The sequence below is a fragment of the Microbispora hainanensis genome, assembly GCF_006874475.1.
Classification (GTDB): domain Bacteria; phylum Actinomycetota; class Actinomycetes; order Streptosporangiales; family Streptosporangiaceae; genus Microbispora; species Microbispora hainanensis.
This window is the reverse complement of sequence record NZ_VIRM01000076.1, coordinates 1-24,320: the sequence shown is the minus strand read 5'-3', so window position 1 is coordinate 24,320 and position 24,320 is coordinate 1. Positions and strand designations below refer to the sequence as shown.

The window sequence follows — 24,320 nt, the reverse complement described above, 5'->3', positions numbered from 1 at the left end:
TCCCGGCGGCGGTCCGGCGGGATCCGGTCTCGAACTATAAGCCGCTGTGGAGTTTCGTCCCCGGCTATTGCCGAATTCGGGTCAGGCGATGGCCGCTCAATTAGCCGATGAAAACGGAAATGTCCGTACACGTGAGATGGGGAAACCGGCCCCGAAGCCACGGGGATTGATGGGATGGTGTTTGCCCATCCGTTCATTGCGTGGTCTGCCGAGAAAGGGGGCGCGATGAGACTCATCGCCGGCTTGGCCGTACTGGTGGCGGGGGCGTGCGCGACGGCGTGCACGGGCACCGCCACGAGCGGGCGGGTGCCGGGGGGCGGCGCCGCGACGAGACCCGTCGCCTGTGCGGTCACGGACAAGCTCATCCCGACGTGCGGGGCGTGGTGGGGGATCGCGCCCGACGTCTTCTCCGGACGCGGCCCGATCCGCGCCGTGGACATGGCCGAACGGCGCATGGGCCGGCGGGCCGACATCGTGCACGTCTACCACCGGGGCGGGGAGCTCTTCCCAACCATGGAGGAGCGGGTGATCGCCCAGGGGCCCCGGCTGCTGCTGGTGAACTGGAAGCCGGCGCTCGACCGCACCTGGGCCGAGGTCGCTCGCGGCGCTGTCGACGGGCGCATCGACCGCCTCGCCGCGCACATCCGGCGCAACTTTCCCGGCCGGTTCTTCCTCACGATCCATCACGAGCCGGAGAACGACGTGCGTGAGGGCGGGGGCTACTCGGCCGCCGACTACGTCGCGATGTACCGCCACGTCGTGATCCGCCTGCGGCAGCAGGGGGTGCGCAACGCGGTGACCGTGATGACCTACATGGGCGCGCCCAACTGGGCGGTCAAGCCGTGGTTCGGCAGGCTCTATCCCGGTGACGACGTGGTCGACTGGGTGGCCTTCGACCCGTACGCGGACGACCGGGTGCGCGACTTCGCCACACTCGTGGACAAGACGCGGCCCGACGCGCCCGGCTGGCCGGGGTTCTACCGGTGGATGCAGGCCAGGTTCCCGGCCAAGCCGATCATGGTGGCCGAGTGGGGCGCCTTCGAGCGGCACGGGGCGCCCGCGTTCAAGCGCGACTTCTTCGATTCGGTCCGGCGCCAGATCGGGGACTATCCGCAGATCAAGGCGCTGGTCTACTTCGATTCGCCGCTGGCGCCCCGGGGCGACACCAGGTTCGACACCACGCCGGGCGCCACCCGGGCGTTCGCGGAGCTCGGGCGGCTGCCCCGCTTCACGTCGACGCCGGTGCCGCCCTCCTGAGCCTTCACAGCCTCAGCGGACCCAGCCGCCCGAGGTGACCAGGTTCAGCACGGCGCCGACCGCGCGATCGATCGTCATGTCCGTGGTGTCGAGGACGAGGTCGGCGTCCTCCGGTTCCTCGTACGGGTCGGAGATCCCGGTGAACTCCGGGATCAGCCCGGCCCGCGCCTTGGCGTACAGGCCCTTGCGGTCGCGGCGCTCGCACTCCTCCAGCGGCGTCGCCACGTGGACGAGCAGGAAGTCGCCGCCGACCTCCTCGACCATCGCCCGCACCTCGTCCCGGGTCGCGGCGTACGGCGCGATGGGCGCGCAGATGGCCAGGCCGCCGTGGCGCGCGACCTCGGCGGCCACGAAGCCGATCCTGCGGATGTTGCGGTCGCGGTCCTCGCGCGAGAACGTGAGCCCCGCCGACAGCATCCGCCGCACGACGTCGCCGTCCAGGTAGGTGACCGTGCGTCCCCCGCGTTCGAGCAGCGCGTCGCGCAGGCCCCGGGCGATCGTCGACTTGCCCGACCCGGACAGGCCGGTGAAGAACACCACGAGCCCCCGCTTGTGCGGCGGCCCCGGAATGCTGATCGGCGCCGGACCGGCGTAGTGCTCGGTGGCGCCGTAGTTGCGGGCCACGTGCTCGCGGAGTTCGAGGTCGATCTCGGTGTCCTCGCGCGGCGCGAGCGGCACCGCGACCACCGTCGCACCGGGAAGCCGCTCGGCCGCCTTGAGCGCGGCGCGCACCACGGCGGGGCCGCCCTCGCCGAAGACGAGGGGCATGAGGAGCACGGCCGCGTCCAGTTCCTCGGCGGTCGCCGCCACGTCGTCGAGCGTGGCGCCGTCGAGCGGCCCGCGCATCGTCACCGCGAGGACCTCGCCGTCCGGCAGGTCCTTGCGGACCTCCTCCGGCCTGCGGCGCAGCCGGGCGAACGGGCCGTACGCGGGGACGTCGAGCGCCTCGACGGGTCCGGCGGCGTGGTGGCCGTCCCGCTCCACGACGGTCAGCACCGCGACCGCCGCGCCCTCGGGGTCGCGGAGCGTCACCCGGTCGCCGGGCCCGAACTCGTCCGGCAGCGCGATCGTGATCGGGTCGGGCCAGGAGGTCCCTCCGGGCAGCCGCCCGCGCTCGACCACGCTCTCCACCTCGGCCGAGGTGAGGAACCCGGTCAACGGCGCGTACGCCCCGGACAGCAGCAGCTCCAGGTCGGCCAGCTCACGTGCGTCGGGCGTCCACTCGGTCATGGCTTCCGTTTCCGCTCGAATCGGTCGGCGCTCGCTTGAGGTCGCGGCTTCGGTGGGTCGGAACGCACCCTACTGGCAACCCCACGCATAGCGTGCCCGTGCCCGGGGCGTCTACAGGCAGACACTAATCCGAGGAGGTGCTCGTGGACGCCGCAGAAGAGCGACGGTTCCGCGAATTCGTGTCGGCCCGCGCGCCGGCGTTGATGCGGCTGGCCTATCTGCTGACGGGAGGAGACCAGCACTCCGCCGAAGACCTGGTGCAGACCGCCCTGGCCAAGGTCGTCACCCGGTGGGGGCGGCTCGACGAGCCCGAGGCGTACGTGCGGCAGGTCATGTATCGGCAGCAGATCAGCTGGTGGCGGCTGGCCCGGCGGCGGCGGGAGACGAGCGTGGCCGACGTGCCGGAGCACCCGTCCGGCCGCGCGGGCACCCATGAGGCCGAGCTGCGCATGATCCTGCGCCGGGCGCTCGCCCGGCTGACGCCCCGCCAGCGGGCCGTGCTCGTGCTGCGGTATCTCGACGACCTGCCCGAGGACGAGGTGGCCCGGATCCTCGGCTGCTCCGTGGGGACCGTGCGCAGCACCGCGCACCGGTCGCTCGCCCGGCTGCGGACGACCGCGCCGGAACTCGCCGATCTGCGCCTGAGTGAGGTGACGTCATGACCCCCCGGATCCTGAAGGAGACCCTGTCGGAGTGGTCGCGGGAGGTCCATATCCCCGCCGACCTCGCCGACCGCGCGCTGCGCCGCCGGTCGCGGCTGCGCCTGACGAGGTTCGCGGGGGTGGTCGCGTGCGCGGCCGTCGTGGCGGCCGTGGCCCTGCTGGTGCCGCTGGTCGTGGTCCCTCTCCTCGGCAAGGCGCCGGTCTCGCAGGTCGGCGGCCCGCCGGTGGTCGTGCGCGTCGAGCCGTACCGGCCGACGACCCCGGCACAGGACGTGCTCGCCGACACGGAGAACTCCCCGCCGAAGACGATGATCGCGGCGGGCAGGGTGGCCGTCTCCGCCTACTACACGTGGCGGCGGCGTACGGTCGACGGGCGTGAGGCGATGGACCGCACGTGGTATCTCCTCGACCAGGTGACCGAAAGCTACGAGAAGACGGAGTGGGGCTGGGTCGAGGTCGCCCCCGGCCTGCGCTGGGCGGCGGTCCTGGAGAGGGAACTGCCCGTGCGGAGGATCGGCATCTTCGACATGGAGACCCGGCGGGTGCGGGCGTGGGTGCCGGTGGATCACCCGGTGGGCGGCGTCGCCTGGTCGCCCGACGGCACGCGCCTGGTGGCCACCGCCTATGACGAGTCCCCCGATCTGGACATGAGCTCGGCCGGCGAGCGGCAGTGTCCCGCCCGGGTCGCGGCGACGCCCGGCGATCCCCGGCAGCCGCCCCAGACGATCTCCACCAGCCGCACCGGCTTCTACGTCGTCGACGTGGCCACCGCGACGGCGGGGGACTTCCACGCCGTCGATCCCTGTCTGACCGACAACAGCAACGTGCGGCGCGACTTCCGCTGGAGCGACGACGGCACGCTGGTCCGCGAGGCCAGCAACATCTGGAAGCGGCCCGACGCGTTCTACGACCTCGACGGCAGGCCGCACGACGCGCCCGCCGGCTACGTCGTCACGGAGTCGAAGGCGGGCGTGTCGCCCGACGGCACGCTGCTCGCCGGCCCCGACGGCCTGCCCACCAAGGTCACCGAGCTCTCCACGGGCAAGGTCGTGGGCCGCCAGCGGGTGCTCCAGCTTCTCGCCTGGGCCGACGACCGCCGCCTGGTCGCCCTGGGCTGCGCGGACACGTGTGGAAGCGAGTTCCACAACGGCCTGGTCCTGGTGGGCGTCGACGGCGAGGACATGGTCCAGCTCTCGGTCTACCGGAAGAACGCCCAGGAGCCCGGAACGTGGCAGGCGGTCCTGACGCCCAGGTAGCGGCCCCGGCCGGCAACTCAGATGAGGCGGGCGAAGTGGTTCTGCGGACGGCGGATCACCATCGTGATCTCGTCCTCGGTGCCGTTGAGCCCGCCTCGTGAGAGCGCGGCCACGGTCCGGCAGACCACGGCGACCAGACCGCCGTGCGGACCTCGCCGGGCCGGGCCGCTCACCGCCGAGTAGTCCTCGGCGATCATGAGCCCGCGCATCAGGCAGTAGGCCTGGATGCCCTCGCGGGAGGCCAGCGGCTCGTAGACCGCGGGAAGCGGCCCCACCGACCCGGCCGGGGCGAGCGTGCGCCACAGCGCCCGGCGCACCCAGCGGGGGGTCACCCGGTCGCAGAAGCCGTACGCCGACTTGCGGTCGCGCATCTTCAGCAGCAGCAGCCCGCCGGGGCGCAGCCCGGCGACGAGCCGGTCGAGCACGAGCTCGGAGTGGCGGATGCGTTCGAGGAGGAACGACACGTAGACGACGTCGAAGGAGCGCGGCGGGATCGGCACGAGCCGCAGGTCGCCCAGGTAGGACGCCTCCAGGTCGTCGCGGTTGGCGGTGTGGATCCGCAGCGGCGGCAGATCCTCGTCCACCCCCGTCATCCTCGGCTCGTAGCGCCCCACGTCGAGGACGCCGCCCCGGCCGCATCCGGCGATGAGGATGTCGAGACGCCGTCCGAGCTGGTCGGTCCACTGCTCGCGGATCCGTTGACTGAACACGTCGTCCTGGTCAGCGGACGACAACCGAACCTCTGTCATATGACCGAGCGTAATCATTGGAAGACGCTCAGTTGCGCATTTGCCGTCGCCCATCATGTCCTCGCCGAGGATCGAACGGAGCGAGGCCGAGGCGCAGGGCGTAGCCTTGGTAGCCGCGGCCCGGTTGGGAGCGTCTCGCGGATCTCCTCTGTCAGGGGGATCGGCCGGATGAACGGGGTCGCGTCCGCACGCCGGCTGTCTTTGTCACGGGGCTTTTGAAGGCATCGATGTCTCTTTCCGGACTGCTCGACCTCGTATCCGCCGAACCCAAGCTGGCCGCCGCGCTCGACGCCGCCGGCCAGACCGCCCAGCCGGGCGCCGAGTTGGTGGCGCCCCCAGCGCTGCGGCCGTTCGCCGTGGCCGCGCTGTCCCGCGTACGGCCGGTGCTCGCCGTCACGGCGACCGCACGTGAGGCGGAGGATCTCGCCGCCGCGCTCACGAGCCTGGTCGACGAGAACTCCGTGGCCGTCTTCCCCGCCTGGGAGACGCTGCCGCACGAGCGCCTGTCGCCGCGCAGCGACACGGTCGGCCAGCGCCTGGCCGTGCTGCGGCGGCTGGCGCACCCGATCGAGGGCGACCCCGCGGCCGGCCCGCTGCGGATCGTGGTGGCCCCGGTCCGCTCGCTGCTCCAGCCCATCGTGGCCGGGCTCGGCGACCTGGCGCCCGTACGGCTGCGCGCGGGCGACGACGCCGACCTGGACGACGTGGTGGCCCGGCTGGTCGAGAACGGCTACCACCGCGTGGACATGGTCGAGAAGCGCGGCGAGGTGGCCGTGCGCGGCGGCCTGCTCGACGTGTTCCCGCCCACCGAGGAGCACCCGCTGCGGCTGGAGTTCTGGGGCGACACGATCGAGGAGATCCGCTGGTTCAAGGTCGCCGACCAGCGCTCCCTCGAAGTCGCCCAGGACGGGCTGTTCGCCGCGCCCTGCCGTGAGCTGCTGCTCACCGACGACGTACGGCGGCGCGCCCGCGAGCTGGGGGAGGAGCACCCGGCGCTGAAGGACGTGCTCGACCAGCTCGCCGAGGGTGTGCCGGTGGAGGGCATGGAGGCGTTCGCGCCCGTGCTCGCCGGGGACATGGACCTGCTGCTCGACCACCTGCCGATCCGGTCGGCCGTGTTCGTCTGCGACCCCGAGCGCATCCGCGGCCGGGCGGCCGAGCTGGTCCACACCAGCCAGGAGTTCATGGAGGCGTCGTGGATCGCCGCGGCGGCGGGCGGCGAGGCGCCGATCGACCTGGAGGCCGCCGCCTTCCGCACGCTTGAGGAGGTCCGCGACCACGCCGGCGAGCTGGGCCAGCCGTGGTGGAGCATCGCGCCCTTCGGCGAGGGCGTGGAGCTGGACGCGCAGGACGTCGAGGCCTACCGGGGCGACACCCAGCGGGCGCTGGCCGACATCAAGGGCTGGATGGGCGCGGGCAAGGCCGTCGTGCTGCTGAGCGAGGGCCACGGCCCGGCCGAGCGCATGGTCGAGCTGCTCAGGGGCGTGGACGTGGCGGCGCGGCTGGTGCCGTCCCTCGACGGTCCGCCGCCGAAGGACGTCGTGCAGGTCACGACGGGCCGGATCGACCACGGCTTCGTCACGCCGGACGTCGCCGTCGTGACCCACCTCGACCTCGTCGGCCAGAAGGCGTCCACCAAGGACATGCGGCGGCTGCCGTCGCGCCGCCGCAACATGGTCGACCCGCTGCAGCTCAAGGTCGGCGACCACGTGGTGCACGAGCAGCACGGCGTGGGGCGCTACATCGAGATGGTGCAGCGCACGATCCAGGGCGCGACCCGCGAATACCTCGTGATCGAGTACGCCAGGGGCGACCGGCTCTACGTGCCGACCGACCAGCTCGACGAGGTCACCCGCTACGTCGGCGGGGAGGCGCCCACGCTCAACCGCATGGGCGGGGCCGACTGGGCCAAGGCCAAGACCCGGGCGAAGAAGGCGGTCAGGGAGATCGCGGGCGAGCTGATCCGGCTCTACTCGGCCCGGATGGCCTCGCCCGGTCACGCGTTCGCGTCCGACAGCCCGTGGCAGCGCGAGATGGAGGACGCCTTCCCGTACGCCGAGACGGGCGACCAGCTCGAAGCGATCGACGAGGTCAAGCGCGACATGGAGCGGCCCGTCCCGATGGACCGCCTGATCTGCGGCGACGTCGGCTACGGCAAGACCGAGATCGCGGTCCGGGCGGCGTTCAAGGCGGTGCAGGACGGCAAGCAGGTGGCGGTCCTGGTGCCGACGACGCTGCTCGTGCAGCAGCACCTGTCGACGTTCGGCGAGCGGTTCGCCAGCTTCCCGGTCACGGTGAAGCCCGTCTCGAGGTTCCAGACCGACGGCGAGGTCAAGGCGACCCTCGACGGCCTGCGTACGGGCGGGGTCGACGTGGTGATCGGCACGCACCGGCTGCTGTCGCCGGAGGTGAAGTTCAAGGACCTCGGGCTGATCATCGTGGACGAGGAGCAGCGGTTCGGCGTCGAGCACAAGGAGGCCATGAAGCACATGCGCACGCAGGTCGACGTGCTCGCCATGTCGGCCACGCCGATCCCGAGGACGCTGGAGATGGGCCTCACCGGCATCCGCGAGATGTCGACGATCCTCACCCCGCCGGAGGAGCGGCACCCGATCCTCACGTTCGTCGGGCCGTATGACGAGAAGCAGATCGCGGCGGCGATCCGGCGCGAGCTGATGCGCGACGGCCAGGTGTTCTTCGTCCACAACCGGGTCCGCACGATCGACAAGGTGGCCGCGCGGCTGCACGAGCTGGTGCCGGAGGCGCGGATCGCGGTCGCCCACGGGCAGATGAACGAGAGCCAGCTCGAAAAGATCATGGTGGACTTCTGGGAGCGCAACTTCGACGTGCTCGTCTCCACCACGATCGTCGAGTCGGGCCTCGACGTGCCCAACGCCAACACGCTCATCGTGGACCGCGCGGACAACTACGGCCTGTCGCAGCTCCACCAGCTGCGCGGCCGGGTCGGCCGGGGCCGTGAGCGCGGCTACGCCTACTTCCTCTATCCGCCAGAGTCGCCGCTGACCGAGACCGCGCACGAGCGGCTCGCCACGATCGCCCAGCACACCGAGATGGGCGCCGGCATGTACGTCGCCATGAAGGACCTGGAGATCCGCGGCGCCGGCAACATCCTCGGGGCCGAGCAGTCGGGCCACATCGCCGGCGTCGGCTTCGACCTGTACGTCCGCATGATGGCCGAGGCCGTCCAGGAGCAGAAGTCCAAGCTCGCGGGCGAGACCAGGGTGGAGGAGCGGCCCGAGGTCAAGGCCGAGCTGCCGATCAACGCCCACGTGCCGCACGACTACGTCACCTCCGAGCGGCTGCGCCTGGAGGCGTACAAGCGGATCGCGGCCATCGGCTCCGAGGACGACATCGCGGCCGTCCGCGACGAGCTCACCGACCGGTACGGCAGGCCGCCCCAGGAGGTGGACAACCTGCTGGAGGTGGCGCGCTTCCGGATCAAGGCCCGCAAGGCGGGACTGACCGACGTGACGCTGCAGGGCCAGCAGATCAGGTTCGCGCCGGTCGAGCTGAGGGACTCCCAGCAGGTGCGGCTGCAGCGGCTCTATCCCCGCTCGATCTGGAAGCAGGCGACGGGCATCCTGCTCGTGCCGGTGCCCAAGACCAAACCGATCGGCGGTCAGCCACTCCGCGACCTCGACCTGCTGAAATGGTGTGGGGACCTGGTCGAGGCCCTGTTCCTGGAGCCTATGCGGGTACAGTGACCGCGAAAATGTCAACATACGCGTGGCCGGTGTCGTTCGGGAGGATCGTCCGTGAAGTCGTATCGAGTGCGCGTCGCCGTGGCGCTGGCGGCGACCGGGATCGCCGTGACCGCGTGCGGCGGCCCCGTGCAGGCGGGTTCCGCGGCCATCGTGGGCTCGGAGCGCATCACCTCCAGTGACCTGAACGACGAGGTCCGCGCGCTACGCGCCGACCTGGCCGCCAACAAGATCCCCGAGAACCAGCTCCAGCTGACCTTCTCGCTGCCGCAGACGGTGCTGCTCAACATGACCACGAGCAGGCAGTTCCAGGAGCTCGGCCGGCGCAAGGGCGTCACGGTCACCGACCGCGAGGTCGACGACGTCGCCATCGCCCAGGGCGGCTGGGACCAGTTCAACAAGGTGCTGCTGGCCAACGGCATCCCGCTGGACGAGGGCCGCGACTTCATCCGGGCCGTCATCGTCCGCAACAAGCTGGCGCAGCAGTCCGGCGCCGGGCAGGACCAGGCGGCGCAGCAGGCGGCCCTCCAGAAGATCATCCAGGAGGCCGACTCGACCGTGCCGGTGAAGTACAGCCCGCGCTACGGCAAGTTCGACCCCCAGCAGGGCTTCGTCGCCGACGACCGCTTCGGTTCGCCGGGCGCGGCCCCGGCCCCCGGTGGTGCCGCCGCGGGCGCGGCCGACGCCGGCCAGGCCGGCTGACCGCACGCCCGAGCGGTGCGGCCCGGCGACGCCGGGGCGGGCGGGCTCATCGGGCTTCATTAGGCTGAGGCCATGGCGTTGATCGTGGTGACCACCTCGCCCCGGGTCGCTCCCGGCCTGCTCGCGCCCGCGGCGTGGCGGGCCCTCACCCGAGGGCGGGTGCTCACCAGCACCCCGGACCATCCCTACCTGCCCTATCTCGACGAGGCCGGCGTCCGGGTCGAGGTGGTGACCCCCGACCCCGGCGCGATCGCCCGCGAGAGCCGTACGGGGACGGTGGTGTGGCTGGCCGCGCAGGACGGCGACGAGGACTTCATGCGCGCGGTCGGCCACGCCGCGATCTCCCTCGACGAGCCGCCGGAGATCGAGGTCGTCCCCGGCTCCTACGACCTGCCCGGCGCCCGGCTGCTCGACCTCGTGCAGGTCATGGACCGGCTGCGCCGCGAGTGCCCGTGGGACCGCAAGCAGACCCACGAGTCGCTCGTGCCCTACCTGGTCGAAGAGGCCTACGAGGTGCTGGAGACCATCCACGAGGGCGACTACGGCCCGCCGCTGCGCGAGGAGCTCGGCGACCTGCTGCTCCAGGTGATGTTCCACGCCCGGCTCGCCCAGGAGCGGATGGGGCCGGACGGAGACGGCTTCGACATCGACGACGTGGCGGACGGGATCGTGGAGAAGCTGGTGCGCCGTCACCCGCACGTCTTCGCGGACGTCGAGGTCTCCGGCGCCGGCGAGGTCAGCGACAACTGGGAGACCATCAAGGCGGCCGAGCGGGCCGCCAAGGGGGAGACCGGCTCGGTGCTCAGCGGTGTGCCGATGGGCCAGCCGGCGATCTCCCTGGCCGCCCAGCTCCTGCGCCGGGCCGGCGGGGTCGGGGCGCCCGGCTCGCTCGCCGGCGATCTCGCCCCGTCCGCGGGCGCCCGCCTGTTCGCGCTCGTACGGGAGATCCAGGACGCGGGGCTCGACCCCGAGGCCGAGCTCAGAGCGGCGGCCAGGGAATACCGGCGGCGCGTGGAGGAGTGGGAGAGCACCCGCTCTGACACGCCGTGAACGGGAGACCCTGCGCAGTACCGAGTAGTAAGGACCGATAGGCTCGGGTGGCAAACCGCCCGCCATTTTGCTAGGAGCGTTCGTGGCTGCCATCGAGGCCATCACCGCCCGCGAGATCCTCGACTCCCGTGGGAACCCCACGGTCGAGGTCGAGGTACTGCTGGACGACTACAGCACCGGCCGTGCCGCCGTTCCGAGTGGCGCCTCCACCGGTCAGTTCGAGGCCGTCGAGCTGCGCGACGGCGACAAGAAGCGCTATCTCGGCAAGGGTGTCGAGAAGGCCGTCCTCGGCGTGACCGACGAGATCGCCGACGAGCTCATCGGCTTCGACGCCGAGGAGCAGCGTCTCATCGACCAGACGATGATCGACCTGGACGGCACGCCCAACAAGGCCCGTCTCGGGGCCAACGCGATCCTCGGCATCTCGCTGGCCGTCGCCAAGGCCGCCGCCGACAGCGCCGACCTGCCCCTGTTCCGCTACGTCGGCGGGCCGAACGCGCACATCCTGCCCGTGCCGATGATGAACATCCTGAACGGCGGCGCGCACGCCGACACCAACGTGGACATCCAGGAGTTCATGATCGCGCCGATCGGCGCCGAGACGTTCTCCGAGGCCGTGCGCATGGGTGCGGAGACCTACCACACGCTCAAGAGCGTGCTGAAGGAGAAGGGCTACGCCACCGGCCTGGGCGACGAGGGCGGTTTCGCGCCCAACCTGCCGTCCAACCGCGACGCGCTCGACCTGATCCTGGTCGCCATCGAGAAGGCCGGCTACACGCCGGGCCAGGACATCGCGCTCGCGCTCGACGTCGCGGCCAGCGAGTTCCACAACGACGGCGTCTACACGATCGACGGCAAGGGCGTGTCGTCCGCCGAGCTGATCTCCTTCTATGAGGACCTGGTCCGCTCCTACCCGCTGGTCTCCATCGAGGACCCGCTGAACGAGGAGGACTGGGAGGGCTGGAAGGCCATCACCGCCTCCCTCGGGGCCAAGGTCCAGCTCGTGGGCGACGACCTGTTCGTCACCAACCCCGAGCGGCTCGGGCGCGGCATCGCCGAGGGCGCGGCCAACGCGCTGCTGGTGAAGGTCAACCAGATCGGCACGCTGTCGGAGACCCTCGACGCGGTCGACCTGGCCCACCGCAGCGGCTACCGCTCGATGATGAGCCACCGCTCCGGCGAGACCGAGGACACCACGATCGCCGACCTCGCCGTGGCCACCAACTGCGGCCAGATCAAGACCGGCGCCCCGGCCCGCTCGGACCGGGTGGCCAAGTACAACCAGCTCCTGCGCATCGAGGAGCTGCTGGACGAGGCGGCGCGCTACGCCGGTCGCGGCGCCTTCCCGCGCTTCCAGGGCTAGGCAGCGGCTCGCGGGGGCTCGGCTGGACACGTTCCGGACGCCCGACGGGGCGATGGGCGCGGCGACGCCGTGCCCAACCGGGCGTGTACGGCCGGGACGGGCGGTTAGTGTGGCCGTTGTCGTCGGGCCCACGCGCTGACCGACCGGGAGGGGTGGTTTCGTGGCGGCGAAGCGGCCGCAGCTCACCGGGCGCGCGGCGATCCTCGCGGTCGTCGTGTGCGCCATCGCCATGAGCCTCGCCTACCCCGCGCGGGAGTACGTCGCCCAGCGCCGGCAGATCGCCCAGCTGGAGGCGCAGCAGGCGAACGCGCTGCGCAAGCTCCAGAACCTGGAGCAGCGGCGCCGGCGGCTGGAGGATCCGGACTACATCAAGCGCCTGGCCAAGGAACGGCTGTTCTACTGCGAGCCGGGCGCCGACTGCTACCAGGTGATCGACGAGGACACGGCCGGCACCGCCGCCGCCAAGGCGGGGACGAAGCCGCCGGAGCGTCCCGCCTGGTACGTCACTCTCTGGCGGTCGTTCGAGGCGGCCGACAAGGGGCGGCCCGCCGCACCCGCGGCGGGGCGGAGCCCCGCACCCACGGCGTCCGCGTCGGCGTCCGCGCCGCCGGCGGCGGGATGAGGACCCGAGTCGGGGACGGCGGGGCGCACAGTGTTGACGGCGCGGGGTGCACGGTGTGAAGGGCGAGGAGATCGACGTGGCGGACGACCAGGCGGACCACGAGGGTCACGAGGCGGCCGGCAAGGGCCGTGTGGACCCCGCTGACCTGGCGGCGGCGCGGGCGCAGCTCGGGCGGCAGCCGCGCGGGGTGCGGGCCGTCGCCCACCGGTGTCCCTGCGGACTGCCCGACGTGCTGGAGACCGCGCCCCGGCTGCCCGACGGGGCGCCGTTCCCCACGCTGTTCTACCTGACCTGCCCGAAGGCCGCCTCGGCGATCGGCACTCTGGAGTCGTCCGGCCTGATGAAGAGCATGCAGGCCCGGCTCGCGGAGGACCCCGAGCTGGCCGAGGCCTACCGAGCGGCCCACGAGGACTACGTCGCCCGCCGCGACCGCGCGGCCAAGGAGGAGGGCCTGGAGCCGCTGCCGCGCGACATGCAGAGCGCCGGCGGCATGCCGGGCCGGGTCAAGTGCCTGCACGCGCTGGTGGCCCACGAGCTGGCCGCGCCGGGGGTCAACCCGTTCGGCCGGGAGGCGCTCGACGCGCTGCCCGGCTGGTGGGCCGGCGGCCCCTGCGTGGTCGTGGAGAGCCCCGCAGAGCGGCCATAGGCCGGGCGGGACCGAAGACGGAACGAGGCCTGAGGGGATGAGCGTGAAGACGAAGCGGGTCGCGGCCATCGATTGCGGGACCAACTCGGTCCGCCTTCTCATCGCGGATATCTCCGGCGACGACCTCACCGACGTCGAACGGCGGATGGAGATCGTCAGGCTCGGCCAGGACGTCGACCGTACGGGACGGCTCGCGCCGGAAGCCCTGGAGCGGACGTTCACCGCCATGCGCGGCTACGCCAAGCTGATCAGGGAGCACTCCCCGGACGGTGCCGTGCCGGTCCGCGTGGTCGCCACCTCGGCGACCCGTGACGCCGCCAACCGGGCCGACTTCGTCTCAGGCGTGCGGGACATCTTCGGCGTGGAACCCGAGGTGGTGTCCGGCGACGAGGAGGCGCGGCTGTCGTTCACCGGCGCGACCCGCGGCCTCGCCGGATCCGCCGCCGAGACGCCCTATCTCGTGGTGGACATCGGGGGTGGTTCGACCGAGTTCGTCGTCGGCTCCCGGTCCGTCGAGGGCGCGCTGTCGGTGGACATCGGCTGTGTGCGGCTCACCGAGCGCCACCTGCACGACGACCCGCCGGGCGCCGAGGCGGTGGAGGCGGCCGTCGCCGACATCGAGGCGGCCATGGACCGGGTCGAGGAGAGCGTCCCCGTGCGTACGGCGCGGACGCTGGTCGGCCTGGCGGGTTCGGTCACCACGGTCGCCGGGATCGCGCTCGGCCTGCCCGCCTACGATCCCGCGCGCATCCACCACTCGCGCATCCCGGCCGAGCGGGTCCACGAGGTGTCCGCGCGGCTGCTGCGCATGACCCACGACGAGCGGGCGGCCATCCCGGTCATGCACCCGGGCCGGGTGGACGTCATCGGCGCGGGCGCGCTCATCCTCGACCGCATCGTGCGCCGCTACGGCTTCCCCGAGGTCGTGGTCAGCGAGCACGACATCCTCGACGGCATCGCCTGGTCGCTGGCCTGACCGAGGCTCAAGGAGCGGCAGGCCCGGTCTCGTAGGCGCCGAGGATCGAGTCGAGCAGGCCCGGGAACCGGCCGTCGAGATCGGCCAGGCGCAGCGCGGTCCACCGGCGGTTGCCGTCCTCCCGCTGGTGGATGACGCCTGCCTCCCTGAGCACCCGGAAGTGGTGCGTGAGCGTCGACGGCGCCACGTCCACCGGAAACGTGCCGCAGGGCCGTTCCGGCTCGGCGCGCAGCGTCCGCACGATCGTCATGCGCGTGGGATCCGCCAGCGCGTGCAGGACGTCGAGCAGGTCGATCTCGGCGGCGTCCGGATGCGTCAGTGCCGGCCGGCGACGTTGGGATCGGGGCATCTCCCCACCTCTCTTTCGACAACCATCGTACAACTGTGGTACGACTTTCGTCGTACGACGAACATCGAAAAGGGAGTGGGTCATGCAGGCGTTGGTGATGACGGGACCGTCGCGCGGGCCGGACCTGACCGAGATCGCGGACATGCCGGTGCCGGAGCCCGGCGAGGGCGAGGTGTCCATCGACGTCTCCTTCGCGGGCGTCAACTTCATCGACGTGATGGCGCGCAGGGGAGACCCGGGCTATGTCGCGGCCTGGCCGTACGTGCCGGGCAAGGAGGTGGCGGGCACCGTGCGCCGGGTGGGGCCCGGAGTCTCCGGCGTCGTGCCGGGACAGCCGGTGGCCGCCTTCACTCCGTCCGGCGGTCTGGCCGAGGTGGCCGTGGCGTCCGCCGCCCTGACCGTGCCGCTGCCGGACGGCGTGCCGTCCCCTCTCGCCGCGGCCGCCCCGCTGATGCTGACGAGCGCGTTGCTGCTGCTCACCGACGCGGCCAGGTTCGGCGCGGGCGAGAGCGTGCTCGTGCACTCCGCGAGCGGCGGCGTCGGGTCGGCCGTGGCCCGCCTGGTGCCCGCGCTCGGCGGAGGACGGCTCATCGGCACCGTGGGGCGGGCGGACAAGGTCGAGACGGCCCGGTCGGCCGGCTATGACACGGTGGTCGTCCGCGACGAGGGGGCGGGCGGCGCCATCCGGGCCGCCGCGCCCGAGGGCGTGGACGTCGTCCTCGACCCGCTCGGCGTCGAGCTGCTCGAACTCGACCTGGAGGTCACCGGCCCCGGCGGCCGGATCGTGCTGTTCGGCAACGCGGGAGGCGGTGAGGTGTCCCCGCTGCCGCCCCACCCTCGCCTGATGCGCGGCAACGTGGGGATCGTCGGCTTCAGCGCCAGCGCCCTCACCGCGAACGCGCCTCACCGGATCGCCCGGGGCCTGCGCCGTGTGCTGGACCTGATTGCGGAGGGCCTGCTGGACGTGCCGGTGACCGTGATCGACTCTCTCGCCGGGGTGCCCGGCGTCCACCAGCTGCTCGCCGACGGCCGCGGCGGCGGCAAGTACGTCGTCCGGATCGCGTGAGCGTGGCAGAGAAGATCTTGCAGCTACTGTGCAATGCGTAGTACCGTGCTTTGTGTGGACAGTAGCCAGCTCCTCAAAGGGGTTCTCGACCTGGCGGTCCTCGCGGTGCTCGCCGAGCGCGACAGTTACGGATACGACGTCGTACGCCGCCTGCGCGAGGCGGGGCTCGAGGACGTCGGCGACGCCTCGGTGTACGGGACGCTGCGGCGGCTCTTCAAGGCCGGAGCGCTCACCTCCTACGTGGTCGCCTCCGACGAGGGGCCGCACCGCAAGTACTACGGCCTGAACGACGTGGGCCGCTCGCTCCTCCAGACCTCGGCGAAGACCTGGACGTCGTTCGCCGCCACCATGAACGACCTGCTCAAGGAGGTCGATCCGGGATGACTCCCCCCATGACGCCCCACGACTACGCCGCCGCCGTACGCGCGGCGCTCGCCGATCTCCCCGCCGGGGACAGGGACGCGCTGCTGGAGGACCTGGACGAGCATCTCGCCGAGGTCGCCGCCGAGCCGGGCATGTCGCTGGAGGAGCGCCTCGGCAGCCCCGAGGCGTACGCGGCCGAGTTGCGGGCCGCCTACGGCGGGCGACCGCCGGGCGGCGGCTCCTCGCGGGGCCGGCGGCTGCGCGAGCGTACGAGCGGAGCGGTCCGGCGTGTCCACACCCGGCTGCTCGTGCTCCCGCCCTACCGGCAGGCCGCCGTCTTCGCCCCGGAGCTGCGCCCCGCCTGGTGGGTGCTGCGGGGCTACGCGATCGCGCTCGCCGTGCTCGCGCCGATCAGCGCCCCCGGACTGATCCCCGGTGACATTCCCGCCTGGGTGTTCACGCTCGCGGTCGTCTGGGGGTCGGTGTGGCTGGGCCGGCGGGGCCGCGCGCAGGCGTCGCGCTGGGGCCGCGTGCTGCTGCTCGGAGCCAATCTGGTGGCCGTGGTCCTCGTGATCACGGCGATGGCCGACGTCCCGAGCACGTCGTCGCGCGGCGTGGCCTTCGACTACGGCCCCCGTCCGGAGATCCACACGCTGGGTGTCCAGGTGGAGAACGTGTCCGCCTTCGGCGGGGAGGTCACCAACATCTTCCCGTACGCGGCGGACGGGACGCCGCTGCACGACGTCCGGCTCTACGACCAGGACGGCAACCCGATCATGCTGGAGCCGGGCTTCGACCAGGAGATCGTCATTCCCTGCGACGGGGAGCCGCCCATCCGCAACGCCTACCCGCTGCCGCTGCGGCCCGCGGACGGCCGTCCCGGACGGGCCGCCCGCGGACCGGCCGCCCGCGGGCCGGAGCCCGCGTGCACGCCCGCCACCCCCGCGTCGCCCACCCCCGGGCCCACCACCCCCGGGCCCACGGGCACCGCGACGCCCACCGCGTCACCCACCGCGTCACCGTCTCCCTCTTCCGAGTAGCCGGCCAGGCCGTCCCGCCGGCCGCGACAGTCCCGGCTCCGCGTCGTACGTCGGAGCTGCGGTCGAAGCCGGGCGGGACCTCAGCCGTGCAGGCGGACGGGCAGGGAGAACAGGCCGCGCATGATGGCGCTGGGCCACCAGCGCAGCTCGGCGGGGTCGGCGGCGAGGGCCAGGTCAGGGAACCGTTCGAGCACCCGGCCGATCGCGGCCTCCCCCTCCACCTTGGCCAGGGCCGCGCCGACGCAATAGTGGGGCCCCCGGCCGAACGCGAGGTGTGGTTCGCCGATCCGGCCGGGGGAGAACGCGTCCGGGTCGGCGAACGCCGCCGGGTCCCGGTTGGCCGCGAGCAGCGAGACGAGGACGGGCTCCCCGGGCAGCATCTCCTGGCCGCCGATCACCACCGGCTCGGTGGGAAAGCGCCAGGTCGCGTTCCGCACGGGACCGTCGTAACGCAGCATCTCGTCGATGAAGTCCGGCAGCAGGGAGAGGTCGGCGCGCAGGGCCGCCGCCTGGGCGGGGTGCCGCAGCAGCGCGAGCAGGCCGTTGCCGATCAGCGCCACGGTCGTCTCGTGGCCCGCGATCAGCAGCAGGAACGCGGTCGAGGTCAGCTCGTCCTTGTCGATCTCGCCCTGGTTGGACCGGCGCACGAGGTCGGTGAGCAGGTCGTCGCCCGGCCGGGAGCGCTTGAGCTCGACCAGGTCGGCCAGGAAGATCTCCAGGGCGTCGGTGGCGCGGGCGATCTCCTCCACCTCGGACGCCGCCGCCGAGTCGATGACGGAGGCGTGCCGGTGGAAGGTGGCCCGGTCCTCCTCGGGCACGCCGAGCAGGTCGCAGATGATCGTGATCGGCAGGGGATAGGCGAGGCCGGAGATCAGGTCCGTCTCCGGGCCGTCGAGGCGGTCGAGCAGCGCGTCGGTCACCTCCAGCGCCCGCGTCCGCAGCCCCGCCATCCGGCGGGGCGTGAAGGCCCCGCTCACCAGCCGCCGCAGGCGCGCGTGGTCGGCGCCGTCGGCGTTGATCATGTGGCGGGCGAGCCCGGGCCGGTGGTCCAGGGGCAGGCCGAGAGAGGCGGCCCGCCATTCGGGCGAGCCGGCCGCCGGGTCCTTCGCGAGGGCGGGATGGGTCAGCGCGGTCACGGCGTCCTCGTACCGCGTGACCAGCCACGCCTCGCAGCCGGGCAGCGGCACGCGGGTCACCGGCGCGTTCCGGCGCAGCCAGTCGTAGGCGGGGTAGGGATCGGCGTCGAACGCCGGGCCGAACAGCGGGGGGCATGAGTCGATGGACACGGGCCCTACGTACCCATCTCGGGCGCGACGGAAAAGATCGGAATCTTTCCCGGCATGACCGCTCCGTGACACGCGCCGGTGCCGCCGGAGCCGGTTTCCGGCGGACGCACATTTTCCGACCTGGCACGATCGGTGTCATGAGCTTCGTTCCTCCCGGTTCCGGCTGGCCGGGTGACCCCGCGTCCCCGGACACCCCTGTCGCCCACGACGCCCACGAGGTCGCCAAACTGGCCGCGGAGAGCCGTACGCTCGCCGAACTGACCGCCAGGCAGTCGGTGTGCCGCGCTTGCCCGCGTCTCGTCGAGTGGCGGGAACAGGTCGCCGACGTCAAACGGCGGGCGTTCGCCGACCAGACCTACTGGGGACGCCCGGTCCCGGGCTGGGGCGACGAGGCGCCGCACACGCTCATCGTCGGGCTGGCGCCCGCCGCGCACGGCGGCAACCGGACCGGCCGGATCTTCACCGGCGACCGCAGCGGCGACTGGCTGTTCGCGTCGCTCTATCGCACCGGCTTCGCCGCGCAGGAGACCAGCGTCCACGCGGGCGACGGGCAGCGGCTGATCGGCGCCCGGATGATGGCGGCGGTCCGGTGCGCCCCGCCCGCCAACAAGCCCACCCCGGAGGAGCGCGACACCTGTCTCCCCTGGCTGGCCAGGGAGGTCGCGCTCGTGGCGAACACGACCCGGGTGATCGTGGCGCTCGGCGGCTTCGCCTGGCAGGCCGTGTGGCCCGCGCTGCGCGAGGCCGGGTTCACGCTGCCGCCCCGCAGGCCGCCGTTCGGCCACGCGGTGGAGGTGCCGCTCTCCTACCGTGGGGCGCCGGTCACGCTCATCGGTTGCTACCACCCGAGCCAGCAGAACACCTTCACCGGCCGGGTGACCGCGGACATGCTCGACGCGGTCTTCGCCCGCGCCGCCGCGCTGGGCAGGGCGACCTTGTGAACCATTTCACGAGTGTGAAGTCGATCACTTGGGGAAGATTGCAGGAATTTTCCCGAGAAATGACGTCAAGAGATGACGGAGTGGGGAAAATCACTGGACCTTCGGCCCTGGCGGAATGGTGCGGTTGCCAACTCGTGACGTAGGCTTGTGAATGCTTTCACAAGGAGGGCATCGTGGCAGACCGCAACTGGAAGCACGTCGTCATCGTCGGCGGTGGATACGTGGGCCTTTACACGGCTCTGCGTCTCCAGCGCACGCTCCGCCGTGAGCTGCGCAACGGCAGCGTGCGGATCACGCTGATCGACCCGCAGTCGTACATGACCTACCAGCCGTTCCTCCCCGAGGCGGCGGCCGGCAACATCTCGCCGCGCCACGTCGTGGCCCCGCTGCGCCGGGTGCTGCCCAAGGTGCGCATCCTCAACGGCAAGGTCTCCAAGGTGCACCACGAGGCCCGCACGCTGACCTTCGAGCCCGCCGCGGGCCAGTCCCGTGAGATCGAGTACGACGTCGTCGTCATGGCGGCCGGCTCGATCTCGCGTACGCTGCCGATCCCCGGCCTGGAGGACGCGGCCATCGGCTTCAAGACCGTCGGCGAGGCCATCGCGCTGCGCAACCGGGTGCTGGCCCTCCTCGACCGCGCCGAGTCGAGCGACGACGAGGACGTGCGCCGCCGCGCGCTGACCTTCGTCGTGGTCGGCGGCGGCTTCGCGGGCATCGAGGCCCTCGCCGAGCTCGAGGACATGACCGAGGACGCGGTCGACTACTACCCGAGCATCGACAAGAAGGACCTGCGCTGGGTCCTGATCGAGGCGTCCGACCGCATCCTGCCGGAGGTCGGTCCCGAGATGGGCGAGTGGACCGCCGAGCAGCTGCGCGAGCGCGGCATCGAGCTCAAGATGAAGACATTCCTCCAGTCGTGCGAGGGAGGGCTGGTCAAGACCTCCGACGGCGACGAGTTCGAGTCGGCCACGATCGTGTGGACCGCCGGCGTGAAGCCGAGCCCGATCGTCAACTCCACCGACCTGCCGCTCGACGAGCGCGGCCGGATCAAGACCACCACGCGCCTGACCGTCGCGGGCGTCAAGGGCGCCTTCGCCGCCGGTGACATCGCGGGCGTGCCCGACGTGACCAACCCCGGACAGTACTGCGCGCCCAACGCCCAGCACGCCGTACGGCAGGCGAAGGTCCTCGGCGACAACATCACGGCCTACCTGCGCGGGCAGAAGCTGGAGGACTACCGGCACAAGTACGCCGGTTCGGTCGCCGGGCTCGGCCTCTATCGGGGCGTCGCGAACGTCTACGGCATGAAGCTGCGCGGCTTCCCCGCCTGGTTCATGCACCGCACCTACCACCTGTCGCGGGTCCCCACGGTCAACCGCAAGGTCCGCGTGGTGATGGACTGGACGCTCTCGCTGTTCTTCAAGCGGGAGACGATCTCTCTCGGCGAGATCGAGCACCCGCGCGACGAGTTCAGGGCGGCCGCGAAGAGCGGCCTCAAGCGCTGACCCGCGGACGCTTCGACAGGCGACCTCAGAGCAGCACACGGCCCGGCGGCGCACCCGCCGGGCCGTCGCGTCTTCCTGTGCTCTGACATGCTGGTGTGGTGGACGGGGGAGAAGGTGCGGACGGTCTCCAGGACCTTGACCCGGTGGCTCCCAGGCGTGCCGTTCACGCGCTGTGGAAAGGGGGACAAGCCGCGTAAGACGTAACTTGCTTACAGAGGAGTGATCCGTGACATATGATCGCGGCGCCCCCGTAGCCCAATGGCAGAGGCAAGCCCCTTAAAAGGGCTGTGGTGTGGGTTCGAGTCCCACCGGGGGCACAGAGCGCCGCCTCGACCAATCAGCCCGTGACCTGGGGGAGCGTGGCCACGGGCCGATCGTAGCTGCTCCGGTTGACTACGGCTGAAAGCGAGCGTCCGCAGGGACGCCATGCCCCTGGCGTGCCCCTGGGGCTCCCGCAACATCACTCCTCGCCCAGCCCGTCGGCGATGCACCGCCGTAGGACCCGTCCGCGCCGGGTTCCCGAGATGAGCGGAAGCAGCAGCATCCGTCACCATTGGAGCCGTGTGGTCGGCGGAGGAGTGGGATCGGTCTCTCGGGTGGACCGTGGAGTTGATCTCGGAAGACCCAGCCCGGCGAAGCCGGGCCCTTGGATGCCTGCGGGGTTCCGACGAGCGGCGTGCCAGGGCCTTGGCGGAGTTCAATGAGGTCTGGCTGCATGATCGGCCGGCCGGTTCCGAGGCGGTGGCCCGGTGGTGTGCCGAGCGGTATCGAAGGCTTCCCGATGCGCTCTGGGAGTACGTCCCCGTCGAGGCATACGCGCAGTGGGGCGGGCTGAAGTATCTCCTGCTCTACCTGGAGTGGGAGTCCCGTTACCCGGACGAGTGGATGGCCAACGCCAAGAGCTGGGGGACCAAGGGCGGAGGCCTGCGCGATCTGACCAGGGCTGTGCCGTACCTGCCGGACGAGATCGTCGATCAGCTCGCGCGCCTGGTATGTCTGGCGGTGCGCCGTGAGCACCGTGTGGAGGACGTGAGATACGCCATCCTCGCCAGAGCCATCGGCGATGGCCGGTTGAGGCCGATGTTGGCCGAGATCGCCGGGGACGCCGACGAGAAGATCCGTTTGCGGGCGCGCTATCTCTCGTGGCTGCTCGATCACCCGGAACTGCCGACGCCCAAGAGGAACCAGTGGGTGGCGTGGTTGAAGGGCCAGGGATAGTCGAGACCGTTGCCCATACCGGCCGGCCGCTCAGGCTCTTTTCCCGGGCATAAGCCACTGCGGCGGATGCCGAGGCATGCGGTAGGCCGGCCACGCTGTGCCGGCCCGCTCCGCGACCTGGGAAGCGGGCACACGGGCGTTGAGCCACCTGCGGACGGCGGCGTGCCGGAGACCGTAGGCCGCTTGGCGAGCGGTGAGGCGAACTCCTCCGGAGACAAGGCGGCCTGCCGGGCCTTGCGCCAGACCCGGTGACAGGTGCTCTCCTGGAGGTCCCCGCCGTCCCGCAGTGCGCGGAACAGCCGTCCATCAGGGCCGGACCCAGGATCCTAGAGATGCGCATCTGGACACGGCAGGGCCGTCGAGGTCCCCCACCGGCGTGTTCTGCTTGAGCCATTCCAGCGCCTTCCGGAGGTCCTGCCGGCGGAGCGCCGCTCTCCTGCGAGGTGAGTTGAAGGCCCACTCCAGAAGGGCGCGACGGAGATCGGGTCCGCCATGGCCGGGTTTTGGACTGTCTCCGAACCTTCCGGGGGCGGCTGAAAATGCGTTTCTTGCAGCAAATGCGGGTCTGTCGAAAGTCCTCAGTGCCGCAGATCATCCTTTTGGCATGGTGAATTGATAAGCCAATCCCTAGTTCCATATCCCTGGGGAAAGGGAAACCTGCCTGACTGACGCCTACTCACACTTATCGTCGCTTCGTATCGTCGTTGAGCCGAACCTTCCCGATCTCTTGGCGAGGGGTATGAATGGGACTCAAGGGGCTGGTCAATCGGTGGTTCGAGGAGTGGTTTCAGGAGCGGGCGGGACGACAGTTTGACGCCCACATGGATGAACGGCTCCGTTCCTGGGCAGACGCAGAGTTGAAGGAGCGAATCGACGCTCACTTCAACGCCAGGTTCGAGGAGCAGTTCGACGCTCTACCCAAGGTTGACCTGAAGGAGCTGTTAGACGCTTACTTTGCCGCCAGGGCCGACGAATTCATGGAGACGAAGTTCGACACTCGCTTCTTCACGTGGGCCGACCTATGGGCACAAGAGAAACTCACGCCACTGCTGGACACCCACTTCGACAGACGGCTCGGCGCGCGACTCGACATCCTGGTTCAAGCGCGTATTGCCAACCGAATCGACGACCGGATCGACCGGCGGATCGAACAGTGGCTCGCCGCGACTCGCACACGGACGGTTGAGGCCACAGAGCCTGTATCGGACGATGCGCAGCCGCTCACGCAGGAGCCATCCCCGCAGTCTGAACCTGCGGAGCCTGCGCCGGCGGAGACCTTGGTCACGGCGGCCGAGTTGGCGGGCCTCCTGAGTGGCTTGCATCTGGGGGCGTCTCGCGTGCGCGCGCTCTTGAAGGGGCAGGAGGCAGTCCAATCGAGGCCCAAGCGGTACCGCCTGGGCGATGCCGCCGCGCGGATAATGCTCCGCCAAGCCAAGAGACGCAGGCGTCGCCGTCGGCGGCCGGACGGATGATGCGAAGGCTGGGACACCTTCACCTTCACTCCTCGCCCGACACTGGCAGTTCGGTCACGATCCAGCCGCGCGATCAATAATGTGTGCCCTATGCGAGGCCGAAGCGGGAAAAGTCGGAAGGCACGCGTTGCGAGGCTTCGCCGCCATGCGGATCTGGTCGCACCAGTCCAGGATGCGGAGCTGGTGAGGGCGGCGACAGGTCCCGAGGGAGAACTGGTCGTCCTGTGGGCGTCGCAGGAGGACGCCGATGCGCTGACCGCACGGTCTGTCCAACCAGGTGGGGCGTCTTTTCCCTATTCGCGTGCCGCCGCGCCCGTCTCGGTGCATGTTGCCACGTACCGTCCCCATCCGATGATGATGGTCTCCATCGTCGGGCAGTCACTCGCGCACAGCCTTGCCCAGCCGCTGCCGGACGGGGGCGTGCTCGTGGCGGGCGCGCGGTGCCGTTGGCGTAACGGGGCGGCCGAGTGCAACGCCGCCATCTACGATGCCGCCGGCGAGCTTCTGCGAGAGGGCGTGCTGGGAGACGGCATCGCCGACGTGCAGACGACACCATCCGGCGATATCTGGGTGAGCTACTTCGATGAAGGCGTGTACGGCAACTTCGGCTGGGGAGAGGCGGACAGCCCTGCGCCTATCGGCTCCCCTGGGTTGATCCGCTTTCGGTCTGACCTGGACATCGCGTGGCGTTACCCGTACGACAGCAAGTTCGGCGCGATCTCCGACTGCTACGCCTTGAATGCGGTGGGGGAGGAGGCGTGCGCCTATTACTACACCGATTTCCCGATCGTGCGGATCGGAGCCGACGCGGTCGCCGGCTGGTCCACAGAGCTGCATGGCGCACG

21 protein-coding genes, 1 tRNA gene and 1 pseudogene are annotated in these 24,320 nt (G+C 71.2%); 19 read left to right on the top strand and 4 right to left on the bottom strand.

What is annotated here, in order from left to right:
- Nucleotides 1–225 precede the first annotated feature (225 nt).
- The gene (locus tag FLX08_RS37225) at nucleotides 226–1,257 is read left to right on the top strand and encodes a glycoside hydrolase family 26 protein (protein ID WP_142624961.1); all 1,032 of its coding nucleotides are present in this window, start codon (nucleotides 226–228) and stop codon (nucleotides 1,255–1,257) included.
- Between the two features lie 12 nt (nucleotides 1,258–1,269).
- Here FLX08_RS37225 and cysC read toward each other — a convergent pair.
- A pseudogene (gene cysC / locus FLX08_RS37220) lies at nucleotides 1,270–2,517 on the bottom strand (adenylyl-sulfate kinase); the annotation flags it as partial.
- Between the two features lie 113 nt (nucleotides 2,518–2,630).
- On the opposite strand from cysC, the gene FLX08_RS37215 reads away from it, so the two are divergent.
- On the top strand, nucleotides 2,631–3,149 hold the full coding sequence (locus FLX08_RS37215; protein WP_142624959.1) for a SigE family RNA polymerase sigma factor: 519 nt from the start codon (nucleotides 2,631–2,633) through the stop codon (nucleotides 3,147–3,149).
- A complete protein-coding gene (locus FLX08_RS37210) occupies nucleotides 3,146–4,405 on the top strand; it encodes a WD40 repeat domain-containing protein (RefSeq protein ID WP_142624958.1) in 1,260 nt (419 codons plus the stop codon). The genes FLX08_RS37215 and FLX08_RS37210 overlap by 4 nt, the downstream gene beginning before the upstream one ends.
- A gap of 17 nt (nucleotides 4,406–4,422) precedes the next feature.
- Here FLX08_RS37210 and FLX08_RS37205 read toward each other — a convergent pair whose 3' ends face one another.
- Nucleotides 4,423–5,154 carry a methyltransferase domain-containing protein gene (locus tag FLX08_RS37205; protein ID WP_167530723.1) on the bottom strand — a complete coding sequence of 244 codons (732 nt, stop codon included), beginning with the start codon at nucleotides 5,152–5,154 and terminating at the stop codon, nucleotides 4,423–4,425.
- Nucleotides 5,155–5,381: 227 nt separating this feature from the next.
- Between FLX08_RS37205 and mfd the strand changes: the two genes are divergently transcribed.
- The 7 genes from mfd to FLX08_RS37170 all read left to right on the top strand — a co-directional run bounded on the left by mfd (nucleotide 5,382) and on the right by FLX08_RS37170 (nucleotide 14,235).
- The gene (mfd, locus tag FLX08_RS37200; RefSeq protein ID WP_142624957.1) at nucleotides 5,382–8,879 is read left to right on the top strand and encodes a transcription-repair coupling factor; all 3,498 of its coding nucleotides are present in this window, start codon (nucleotides 5,382–5,384) and stop codon (nucleotides 8,877–8,879) included.
- Between the two features lie 51 nt (nucleotides 8,880–8,930).
- Nucleotides 8,931–9,578, top strand: coding sequence for a SurA N-terminal domain-containing protein (locus FLX08_RS37195; protein WP_142624956.1), 648 nt, complete (start codon nucleotides 8,931–8,933; stop codon nucleotides 9,576–9,578).
- A 72-nt stretch (nucleotides 9,579–9,650) separates the two neighbouring features.
- Entirely contained in the window at nucleotides 9,651–10,628 is a 978-nt protein-coding gene (locus tag FLX08_RS37190) for a nucleoside triphosphate pyrophosphohydrolase (protein WP_142624955.1), read from the top strand.
- 82 nt (nucleotides 10,629–10,710) lie between these two features.
- On the top strand, nucleotides 10,711–11,991 hold the full coding sequence (eno, locus tag FLX08_RS37185; protein WP_142624954.1) for a phosphopyruvate hydratase: 1,281 nt from the start codon (nucleotides 10,711–10,713) through the stop codon (nucleotides 11,989–11,991).
- 160 nt (nucleotides 11,992–12,151) lie between these two features.
- Nucleotides 12,152–12,613: an FtsB family cell division protein gene (locus FLX08_RS37180; protein WP_244313166.1), complete on the top strand. Its 462-nt coding sequence runs from the start codon at nucleotides 12,152–12,154 to the stop codon at nucleotides 12,611–12,613.
- Between the two features lie 70 nt (nucleotides 12,614–12,683).
- Complete coding sequence (locus tag FLX08_RS37175) at nucleotides 12,684–13,259, top strand: DUF501 domain-containing protein (RefSeq protein ID WP_142624968.1); 576 nt, start codon at nucleotides 12,684–12,686, stop codon at nucleotides 13,257–13,259.
- A 43-nt stretch (nucleotides 13,260–13,302) separates the two neighbouring features.
- Nucleotides 13,303–14,235 carry a Ppx/GppA phosphatase family protein gene (locus tag FLX08_RS37170; RefSeq protein ID WP_208761909.1) on the top strand — a complete coding sequence of 311 codons (933 nt, stop codon included), beginning with the start codon at nucleotides 13,303–13,305 and terminating at the stop codon, nucleotides 14,233–14,235.
- A gap of 7 nt (nucleotides 14,236–14,242) precedes the next feature.
- Here FLX08_RS37170 and FLX08_RS37165 read toward each other — a convergent pair whose 3' ends face one another.
- Nucleotides 14,243–14,584: an ArsR/SmtB family transcription factor gene (locus tag FLX08_RS37165; protein WP_142624952.1), complete on the bottom strand. Its 342-nt coding sequence runs from the start codon at nucleotides 14,582–14,584 to the stop codon at nucleotides 14,243–14,245.
- Between the two features lie 82 nt (nucleotides 14,585–14,666).
- Here FLX08_RS37165 and FLX08_RS37160 point away from each other — a divergent pair, with 82 nt between their 5' ends.
- From FLX08_RS37160 to FLX08_RS41020, 3 genes are read left to right on the top strand one after another with little or no spacing between them, the layout of a single operon-like run.
- Nucleotides 14,667–15,650 (top strand): quinone oxidoreductase family protein, encoded by a 984-nt coding sequence (locus tag FLX08_RS37160; RefSeq protein WP_142624951.1) that lies wholly within the window; start codon nucleotides 14,667–14,669, stop codon nucleotides 15,648–15,650.
- Nucleotides 15,651–15,704: 54 nt separating this feature from the next.
- Nucleotides 15,705–16,034, top strand: coding sequence for a PadR family transcriptional regulator (locus FLX08_RS37155; protein WP_142571211.1), 330 nt, complete (start codon nucleotides 15,705–15,707; stop codon nucleotides 16,032–16,034).
- The gene (locus tag FLX08_RS41020) at nucleotides 16,031–17,053 is read left to right on the top strand and encodes an HAAS signaling domain-containing protein (RefSeq protein WP_167530722.1); all 1,023 of its coding nucleotides are present in this window, start codon (nucleotides 16,031–16,033) and stop codon (nucleotides 17,051–17,053) included. Before FLX08_RS37155 ends, FLX08_RS41020 begins: the two co-directional genes overlap by 4 nt.
- 80 nt (nucleotides 17,054–17,133) lie before the next feature.
- On the opposite strand, the gene FLX08_RS37145 is transcribed toward FLX08_RS41020, so the two are convergent.
- On the bottom strand, nucleotides 17,134–18,339 hold the full coding sequence (locus FLX08_RS37145; RefSeq protein ID WP_244313165.1) for a cytochrome P450 family protein: 1,206 nt from the start codon (nucleotides 18,337–18,339) through the stop codon (nucleotides 17,134–17,136).
- 137 nt (nucleotides 18,340–18,476) lie between these two features.
- Here FLX08_RS37145 and FLX08_RS37140 point away from each other — a divergent pair, with 137 nt between their 5' ends.
- The 6 genes from FLX08_RS37140 to FLX08_RS37115 form a co-directional block, all read left to right on the top strand.
- Nucleotides 18,477–19,280 (top strand): uracil-DNA glycosylase, encoded by an 804-nt coding sequence (locus tag FLX08_RS37140; RefSeq protein WP_142624950.1) that lies wholly within the window; start codon nucleotides 18,477–18,479, stop codon nucleotides 19,278–19,280.
- 170 nt (nucleotides 19,281–19,450) lie between these two features.
- Nucleotides 19,451–20,785, top strand: coding sequence for an NAD(P)/FAD-dependent oxidoreductase (locus tag FLX08_RS37135; protein WP_142624949.1), 1,335 nt, complete (start codon nucleotides 19,451–19,453; stop codon nucleotides 20,783–20,785).
- A 244-nt stretch (nucleotides 20,786–21,029) separates the two neighbouring features.
- Nucleotides 21,030–21,102, top strand: a tRNA-Leu gene (locus tag FLX08_RS37130).
- Between the two features lie 370 nt (nucleotides 21,103–21,472).
- Nucleotides 21,473–22,003 carry a hypothetical protein gene (locus FLX08_RS37125; protein WP_142624948.1) on the top strand — a complete coding sequence of 177 codons (531 nt, stop codon included), beginning with the start codon at nucleotides 21,473–21,475 and terminating at the stop codon, nucleotides 22,001–22,003.
- A gap of 743 nt (nucleotides 22,004–22,746) precedes the next feature.
- Entirely contained in the window at nucleotides 22,747–23,475 is a 729-nt protein-coding gene (locus FLX08_RS37120; protein ID WP_142624947.1) for a hypothetical protein, read from the top strand.
- Between the two features lie 351 nt (nucleotides 23,476–23,826).
- Nucleotides 23,827–24,320: hypothetical protein (locus FLX08_RS37115; RefSeq protein WP_208761908.1), on the top strand; the 494-nt coding region annotated here is incomplete at its 3' end.